10 protein-coding genes are annotated in these 7,731 nt (G+C 52.3%); 3 read left to right on the plus strand and 7 right to left on the minus strand.

The window, feature by feature from the left end:
• Positions 1-6: 6 nt before the first annotated feature.
• Together CEE36_11450 and CEE36_11455 are read left to right on the plus strand one after the other, a co-directional pair.
• Positions 7-1,323 carry an aspartate aminotransferase family protein gene (locus CEE36_11450; GenBank protein TKJ36562.1) on the plus strand — a complete coding sequence of 439 codons (1,317 nt, stop codon included), beginning with the start codon at positions 7-9 and terminating at the stop codon, positions 1,321-1,323.
• A 507-nt stretch (positions 1,324-1,830) separates the two neighbouring features.
• Positions 1,831-2,100: a hypothetical protein gene (locus tag CEE36_11455; protein TKJ36553.1), complete on the plus strand. Its 270-nt coding sequence runs from the start codon at positions 1,831-1,833 to the stop codon at positions 2,098-2,100.
• A gap of 331 nt (positions 2,101-2,431) precedes the next feature.
• Here CEE36_11455 and CEE36_11460 read toward each other — a convergent pair whose 3' ends face one another.
• The 7 genes from CEE36_11460 to CEE36_11490 all read right to left on the minus strand — a co-directional run bounded on the left by CEE36_11460 (position 2,432) and on the right by CEE36_11490 (position 6,821).
• Complete coding sequence (locus tag CEE36_11460; protein TKJ36554.1) at positions 2,432-3,031, minus strand: hypothetical protein; 600 nt, start codon at positions 3,029-3,031, stop codon at positions 2,432-2,434.
• Between the two features lie 171 nt (positions 3,032-3,202).
• A complete protein-coding gene (locus CEE36_11465; protein ID TKJ36555.1) occupies positions 3,203-3,496 on the minus strand; it encodes a hypothetical protein in 294 nt (97 codons plus the stop codon).
• Positions 3,493-4,113: a hypothetical protein gene (locus tag CEE36_11470; protein ID TKJ36556.1), complete on the minus strand. Its 621-nt coding sequence runs from the start codon at positions 4,111-4,113 to the stop codon at positions 3,493-3,495. Before CEE36_11470 ends, CEE36_11465 begins: the two co-directional genes overlap by 4 nt.
• Positions 4,097-4,465 (minus strand): hypothetical protein, encoded by a 369-nt coding sequence (locus CEE36_11475; GenBank protein TKJ36557.1) that lies wholly within the window; start codon positions 4,463-4,465, stop codon positions 4,097-4,099. Before CEE36_11475 ends, CEE36_11470 begins: the two co-directional genes overlap by 17 nt.
• The gene (amrS, locus tag CEE36_11480) at positions 4,462-5,445 is read right to left on the minus strand and encodes an AmmeMemoRadiSam system radical SAM enzyme (protein ID TKJ36558.1); all 984 of its coding nucleotides are present in this window, start codon (positions 5,443-5,445) and stop codon (positions 4,462-4,464) included. Before amrS ends, CEE36_11475 begins: the two co-directional genes overlap by 4 nt.
• Positions 5,442-6,509: a hypothetical protein gene (locus CEE36_11485; GenBank protein ID TKJ36559.1), complete on the minus strand. Its 1,068-nt coding sequence runs from the start codon at positions 6,507-6,509 to the stop codon at positions 5,442-5,444. Before CEE36_11485 ends, amrS begins: the two co-directional genes overlap by 4 nt.
• A gap of 66 nt (positions 6,510-6,575) precedes the next feature.
• Positions 6,576-6,821, minus strand: coding sequence for a hypothetical protein (locus CEE36_11490; GenBank protein TKJ36560.1), 246 nt, complete (start codon positions 6,819-6,821; stop codon positions 6,576-6,578).
• Between the two features lie 199 nt (positions 6,822-7,020).
• Here CEE36_11490 and CEE36_11495 point away from each other — a divergent pair.
• Positions 7,021-7,731: hypothetical protein (locus CEE36_11495; protein TKJ36561.1), on the plus strand; the 711-nt coding region annotated here is incomplete at its 3' end.

Raw genomic sequence — 7,731 nt, forward strand, 5'->3', positions numbered from 1 at the left:
CCTGAGATAAAGAAGCTACCCGGCCCAAAGTTCGAGGCCCTTATCAAGAAAGACGAAAAATACATCTCACCATCATACACACGCGACGGAATCTATTCGGTAGCCGCCGAACGCGGCCAGGGGGTAAATATATGGGACGTGGACGGCAACCGCTTTCTTGACTTTGCCGCAGGGATCGCGGTATGTGCCACCGGGCACTGCCATCCCAAGGTTGTTGCCGCGATTCGCGATCAGGCATCCAAGCTCATGCACATGTCGGGCACCGACTTCTATTATCCACCGCAGGTCAATCTTGCAGAGAAGCTTGCGGTAATTACCCCAGGCTCACCCAACAAGAAGGTCTTCTTCTCAAACTCAGGTGCAGAGGCGGTTGAGGCCGCGATGAAGCTTTCACGCTACCATACAAAGCGTCCCTACTGGCTGGCATACTACGGCGCGTTCCACGGCCGCACGTTCGGTGCACTTTCCCTGACATCCTCCAAGGCGGTTCAGCGCGAGCGCTTCGCCCCATTGGTTCCGCAGGTTATCCACGTTCCATATCCCAATTGCTACCGCTGCGTGTTTCACGAGACCTATCCTTCCTGTGATCTGGAGTGTTTGCACTACATCGAGGAGGTGGTGTTCAAGCGCGAGGTTCCTGCAGAGGAGGTGGCCGCGTTCTTTACCGAGCCTATCCAGGGCGAGGGCGGGTACAACGTTCCGCCCGAAGGCTACATGAAGGCGCTCAAGGCTCTGACCGAGAAGTACGGGATTTTGTTCATTGACGACGAGATTCAGGCAGGGATGGGTCGCACCGGCAAGATGTTTGCCATTGAGCACGACGGGGTTCTGCCTGACATCGTGACCCTTGCCAAGGGGATCGCCTCTGGTATGCCTCTGGGTGCCACGGTTGCCGCCTCCTCCATCATGGACTGGAAGCCTGGGGCGCACGCCTCAACGTTCGGCGGAAACCCGATCTCCTGCCGCGCCGCACTTGCCACCATCGAGCTGCTGGAGGAAGGACTTGTCGAGAACGCGGCAAAGGTCGGCGCCTACTTCAAAGAGAAGCTGGAAACCCTGGCTCAATCATGGGATAATCTGGATCACGCCCGTGGCCGAGGCCTGATGCTGGCGATAGACGTGGTTAAGTCTAAAGAAACCAAGGAACCTTGGCCCCAGAAGCGGCAGGCGTTAACGCGTCAGGCGTTCATGCGCGGGCTTATTATCCTTGGTTGCGGAGCATCGGGCATCCGGTTCATCCCGCCGCTGGTGGTCACCAAGGAGGATGTGGATACCGCGCTTTCCATACTCGAAGATGCCCTGAAAGAGGTATTCAAGAGGTAAGCGGGCTTATAAAACCGCAGATTTCGCAGATTATTTGAGATTAGTGTAGCACAGGCTTAGCATGCCCCCTTGGGTACTCCAGCCTGTGTTGATGTCCTGTGTTGATGTAATGAACAGCCTAAGAGACTGTTCCACAGTGCTTCCTTATGGAGTGCAATGACCGTGTCATTGCGCAACGAGACGTTCGTTGCACTCTAGAAGAAGGGGCTGACGTTGATACACAATCTGTCTGCTTTGCGTAAGCTCAGACCGGGAATATTGTGTAGATTGTGAAGTTTAGTCCTTGAGTTTTTGACGTATTGTCATGCACCTTGACGCGTGGCGTACTTAACCTATAATCACATATTGGGAGAAGTGGGCGAACTGCTATAGCAAGTGTTGTTCCCTTGTCGAAAATGCAGAAGGAAGATGTGTGGGACAGTCCGTTTGGGCAAGATTCTTGCAGGTGTGAGTATCTTGCGGGTAGAAACGGTTGTATAATAGCGTTTAAACCTTTAAGGAGGAGCAATGGCGACTCAAAGACCCAAAGGGCAAGACATCATCAGCTCGCTGAAAACCCTGGGATTCAGCGTATCCAGCGAAGAAAGCAACATGACCATTCTCACAATGGGTGAGCACGAGCTGAGCATTCCCCACGGCTCGCTTACCGATCAATCAGAAACCGAGCTTCGCCGCAAGCTTAACCCCATCTTCACCAAGCACGAAAGCAAGATCAGCGCGTCTTCTGATAAAACACTGCAGTGGGTAAGAGACTGGCTGAGAGAATTCAGCAGGTAATCTAAGCTTACACCAAAGGCCGCCAAAATTGGCGGCCTTCTTATAATCCGTGTAATCCGCGTTCCGAAGGAGAACGACTGCAAGGAGTTCTACCGAAGGGAAACGAGTGAAACGAGTTTCAATCTGCGGTTTTAAATGCTCCTTTATGCCTTCTGCAAAAAGATCGCAGGGGATAAATGGGGGTTGTGGGGAAGTTTTTCAGATTTTTTTCCGATCTTTTCTCCGAAGGAGTAGGGGCCGACCTTGAGGTCGGCCCGCATAATTAAACGGGCCGGTTTGAAAACCGGCCCCTACGTTTAAGCGGTGAAATCTGCGGTTAGTTTCAGGGGTGTTACTTTTGTATCCCGTGCTGAAGCAGGTCGAACAGGAAGCTTGCATCTGATTTCTTGGACGTACCAGGCATCTGTGGCTCGAAGATTACAAAGAGGGTGGAAGCCAAAACGATCACGTGCGCTGTGCGTCGTGGATCGGAGACACGGAACTCGTCAGAGGCGATGCCCTCCAGGATTATCTTTTCAACGAAGTCCACGCTGGCCAGATAGGACTCTATGTTCAACGGATGCCCGGCCCAGCTTTTGTAAAGGCCAGGGGATTGGATAAAGCTCTGGGTAAGAATGGGGGTGGCTCGCAGAAACTCCTCGGTGACGGACAGGTAAGTGGAAAGTTTCTCGACGGCCGTCTTAAGTCCCTTGATCCGTTCCATATAGATACTATACCAGTCACGCCTCAAATAGATGATCACGGCGAAGAACAGGGTCTGTTTGCGGTCAAAATACTTGTAGAATGTTGGCTTGGATATACCGGCGTCGGCGCATATCTCTCCAATGGATGACTTACGAACCCCATATTGCTTGAAGTGCTTCTCGCCCGCCTTAAGGATCTTTTCGACTCTAGCGTCAGTAGGATTAATAAGTTCGCTGTAGCTAAGCAATTACTTCTCCCGTTGATGAATTTACAAGATGCGCTGTATGGTAATAAGACGAATCCCACTCCAAAACCGTTGCAAAAAACCCCGGTGAGTTATAGATGAGAAATCGCTGTCTCTTAAGGACTTACGAGTTTGCTGGTAAATGTTTTACTAGTAAAAAACCTGTTGGGGTAGCTATTTCCCTTCACGGAACGGAAGGAATAGCATGAGTGCAGCTACCCCAAGCATAAACACCCCGGAAAGCAGGGTGAAGCGAAAGCTAAAGCCGAGTGTTATCTCAAAGAATCCCAGGGAGGTGGTGAAGCGAGGAACCCCTACATCTATCCCGTTAACAAGCAAGCCCTTGAGCCATGGAGCCTTAATGATCGGCTCAATGGCGGATGAACAGGCGGTGCCCAGAAGAATGCCCAGCAGCGCTCCCCAGAGTGCTCCCCAGAGCCTGCTTTTTAGAGACCGCCTTTTCCTCATCCGCTGATCTTAGCCGTTTCGGAGGTCTTGTCAATCCCAAGGTGTGGAAGTATCGAGCGAACCGCGGCTCCGATCAATGCGCCTGAGACGGTTCCGAGCACCACAAGTATTGGGGCGAGGTAGAAGATCGTGACACTCTGAACCACGATAAGATAGGCGATTGCAAGCTGGAAGAGGTTGTGCGAGACCGCTCCTGCAACGCTCACACCCACAGGACCAAACCAGCGGCCCAAGAGCCTCTTAACCCCAACCATGATCCAGTATGAAGGCACACCCGCCCCCAGAGCAAACAGGAAGAAGGGACTCAAGAAACGGCCTGAGAGGAGCGAACCGATCACCACCTTTATGAGAAGCACAAAGAAACCGTCAACAGGGGAGAGCATGTATAGAGCCAGAAGCACCCCGATGTTGCCCACCCCGATTCGCAGCCAGGGGATGGGAAGCGGTATCAGGTTCTCAACCGTGTATAAAGCCACCGAAAGCCCTGCCAGGAGCGCCAGATTTTGTTGCCTCGGGGTAAGGCCCCCCGTTTTCTTGGTATTGTACCTGAAGTCTCCTGGAGGTGTTTGTGAGGAGGGCTCTGAGGAGGGCGAGGAGGGCTTAGTAGGTGATGGCATCAAGCTTGCTTTTGCCTTGGATGCTTATAACGATCCGGTTGGGCAGACAGATAATCGTTTCGCCCGGTTTCGAGATCTTTCCCTGCCTGATGCAGAGCTTTTGGGGGCAGCTTGCCTTTGTGACCCAGACCTTCTTATCTTCGATGCGGACCTCGGTTTCTCCCAGGGGTCCGGGGATAACGAGGGAGGTATCTTTTAAAGCGATTTCGAACTTTTCATCCGAAGTTCCTATTTTTATAGCACTTGGGGAATTTTGATCCTTGAGAAAGCGAATCGCAAGCCAGCTTCCTGCACCCAGGATAACAAGGATTAAGATGAGGATTACGTCACCGCGCCTCAGCCAGCCTTTCACAGGACTATATCAACCTCGCGGCCGCAGGCAGCACATCGGTTTCCTTCGGTTTTTCCTATCTCGACCCCGTAGCCCATACGTCTGACAAGCAGGGCTCCGCAGTCCGGACACAGGGTGTTTTGCCCTTTCACAAGGATCAGATTGCCGAGATAGACGTAAGGCAGGCGAGCGTGGGTTTGTTCATAGGCCCGCAGCATGGTCTTGACCGGTGTCGGTGGGACGTTGTAGGAGCCATGAGGAAAGAAACGCGAGATGTGCAAAGGGATGGTAGGATCAAGGTCCTCTATGAACGAGACTACCTCATCTATCTCTGCCGGCGAGTCATTGACCTCAGGTATCAAGAGGTTGGTCACCTCCACGTGCACCCCGGCCTCATGCAGCATACGGATTGTCCGAAGGGTGCTTTCCTTATCGCCCCTCACCACCTCGCGGTAGAAACGTTCATCCCCTTTAAGGTCGACGTTTGCGGCATCGAGATGGGAAAGCAGCGCCTCAAGCGGTTCCTCGTCAATCGTGCCGTTGGTGACGATCACGTTGTAGAGTCCGGCCTCATGCGCGGCCTTGCTTGCGTCCAGAAGATACTCATACCATACCAGTGGTTCGGTATATGTGTAGGCGATCCCCTTGGAGGCGTGCTCAATCGCCATCTTGACAAGTTCCTCCGGGGTTGCCTGTCTGGAGCGTGTGCGATGTCGGGCGATCTCGGCGTTCTGGCAGAAGGGGCAGGCCAGGTTGCAGCCGTTTGCCGCTACCGAAAGTATCGCCTCCCCTGGATGAAAGTGATACAGCGGCTTCTTTTCAATCGGATCAAGATGTGCGGCTACCAGTTCACCGTAGGTTTCGGCTACAAGCGTTCCTTTCACGTTACGCCGCACAAGGCAGAATCCGGTCTGGCCCTCCTTTAAGGTGCATTCATGGAAACACAGTTTGCAGCGAACTGTGTTATCCTTGAGCTTCTCGTAAAATAAAGCTTCTTTCATCTCTCCTTAAGCTCCGGGAATCCTTTGGTGGTTAATATGTTTTTATCTTCTAAAACAATCGAGCCCTCAAATCCCTCAAGCCCCTCAAGCAGGGTGATTCCTTCCTCGCCCAGCACGAATAGGGCTGTGGCCCAGGCGTCTGCTTGAGTTGCTGTGGGTGCCAGAACGGTGGCAGAAATTACACCTCGAGCAGGCATCCCGGTCGCAGGGTCCATAAGATGATGGTAGCGAATTCCGTCAACCTCAAAGTAGTTCTCGTAATCACCTGAGGTGGCGATAGCCCCTGAATCCACTCTTATTACGCCGATAGTCTCGTTCGGGTTAGCTGAGCGGGGGTGACGTATCCCGATGCTCCACTTCGTCTTGGCTTTCGCGAATGTCAGAGCAAACCAGCCTATCCTGCGTTTGCCGAAACAGAAGATATCCCCGCCAGCGTCCACTATTCCTCTCTCGATGCCTTGTTCCCTAAGAACCTTTACCGCCCTGTCCACCGCATATCCCTTAGCTATTCCTCCTAAATCCATACCCCAACCGGTTACTACGTAACCGGCCGGGGACCCCGCCCGTAACACCAGTAACACACCTTGCATCCGTTCCGGGTCGAATCTTACAGTGTCACCTTTAATCGTTACCATCCGGTAGTCAACGAACTCAAGTACCTCCTCTATCTCTTCTTTCGGAGGTAGCTTGGGGTCATACTGGGTTGAGTCGTAAAAACCCCAAAGCTCAAGCAAAGGGAAGACGGTTGGATCGAACGCTCCTCCGCTCTTTGCCGATACCTCAAGGGCTACCTCGATCAGCCCGGCCAACTCGGCCGAGACTATCTTGCCCTCCTGGTTGAGCTGATATACCGCACTCCGGGTGGAAAAGATGCTGGTCAGGCTGTCGATGCGATCTATCTCTCGAAACGCGGCGTTCACCGCGCCTTTCAGCAGGGAGTCAGGCTCGCCCCAGGCCTTTATGGTCACGTAGGTCCCCAGGGCAAATCTGGTCTCCTCGAAAACTATTTCGGGGCCGCATCTTGTAAAAAATAACAGTGCCAGTACCGGAATCAATCGACGCATCCATGATGATACACCCCCGGCTTCTCCTGTCAACAATCAGGGTAAGAATAGGGTTTTAAGGTGGAGTTATAACTTTTGTTCAAGGGTTGACTTTTTGTATAATCCGAACCCGGATGTTATTGAAAACCCATCAGCTAAGTCCTTAAATTCCTGAATGTTATGGGATAAGACCTTGGCATAGAAATTGCTATATGCTGATACGGACTTAAAAAACTGCTCGCTTATGGAGGTGAAAAATTGGAGCCCTTCTGTTCTGATCTCAGTTCCTGTGACTGGCTTCATGACGATAAGGTAGTCGAGCGTCTGTTCCATGCTTCCAGGATTTCCAGTGTAGCATCCAAGATAGGCTTCCAGAAGAGACTTGACAAAGCATCAAACCTTCTTAGAATCAATTTACGCTTGATAATGTAGCATTCACTAGGGATTTCTAAAAGAGCACACACAAGTGATATGGGAGAGGGTGGGTTAGGAATGAGTTGAGTGTAAAACGTCAAATCAAAGGAGGCGTGTAATGCGTAAAACCCTGGTTATCATTGTTTTTTTAGTGCTGGCTGCGGTTCGGGTGTTAGGCCAGTGGCACTGGGATGTGAGGATCTCAGTAACAGACTCTGCTTCCTATACAAGTCGAAGCGGCGGCTGGGGTATAGGAGCCAACGAGACGGATGTTCACATCGTGTGGTATGACAGGAGTTTTCTTCCTTCTACCGTCCGTTACGGGTGTTTTTCCATAGGCGGTGGTTTAGGACCGGTACCGTCGAGCATAAACTCGGACTACGGCTGTGACCCTGTTCTGTCTGTATCCGATACCAATGCCCACATTGACTGGTGTGTTAATTCTCTCTACTTCCGTGAGGTCGCCGGTATGGAATTGAAGCCCATCTTAGAGCACGGTTGGCCCGGCACATCGAACGTTTATCCGGCCATAGCAGACGATGCCTCAGGCAACACCCACTGTGTCTTCAGCTACTCCGACGAGTCTCGAGGATACTGCCTGGCCTACCAGCGCCGCGAAGCCGGAGGAGCCTTCTCCCAACCGGTAGAGATAATTGGTCCTCCAGATGGCTCTTACGGCTTACCGTACTACCCTACTATCTGCATCGGCCCGGATGGCAATATACACGCGGCCTGGATCCAGTCCTGGAAAGGCAACATCGGATACGGGACGAGCGCTGATGGTTCAAACTGGACCGTCTCCGATATACCGAACACCAACTGTAATCCT

The sequence above is a fragment of the candidate division TA06 bacterium B3_TA06 genome (genome assembly GCA_005223075.1).
Taxonomy (GTDB): domain Bacteria; phylum Hydrothermota; class Tepidihabitantia; order B3-TA06; family B3-TA06; genus B3-TA06.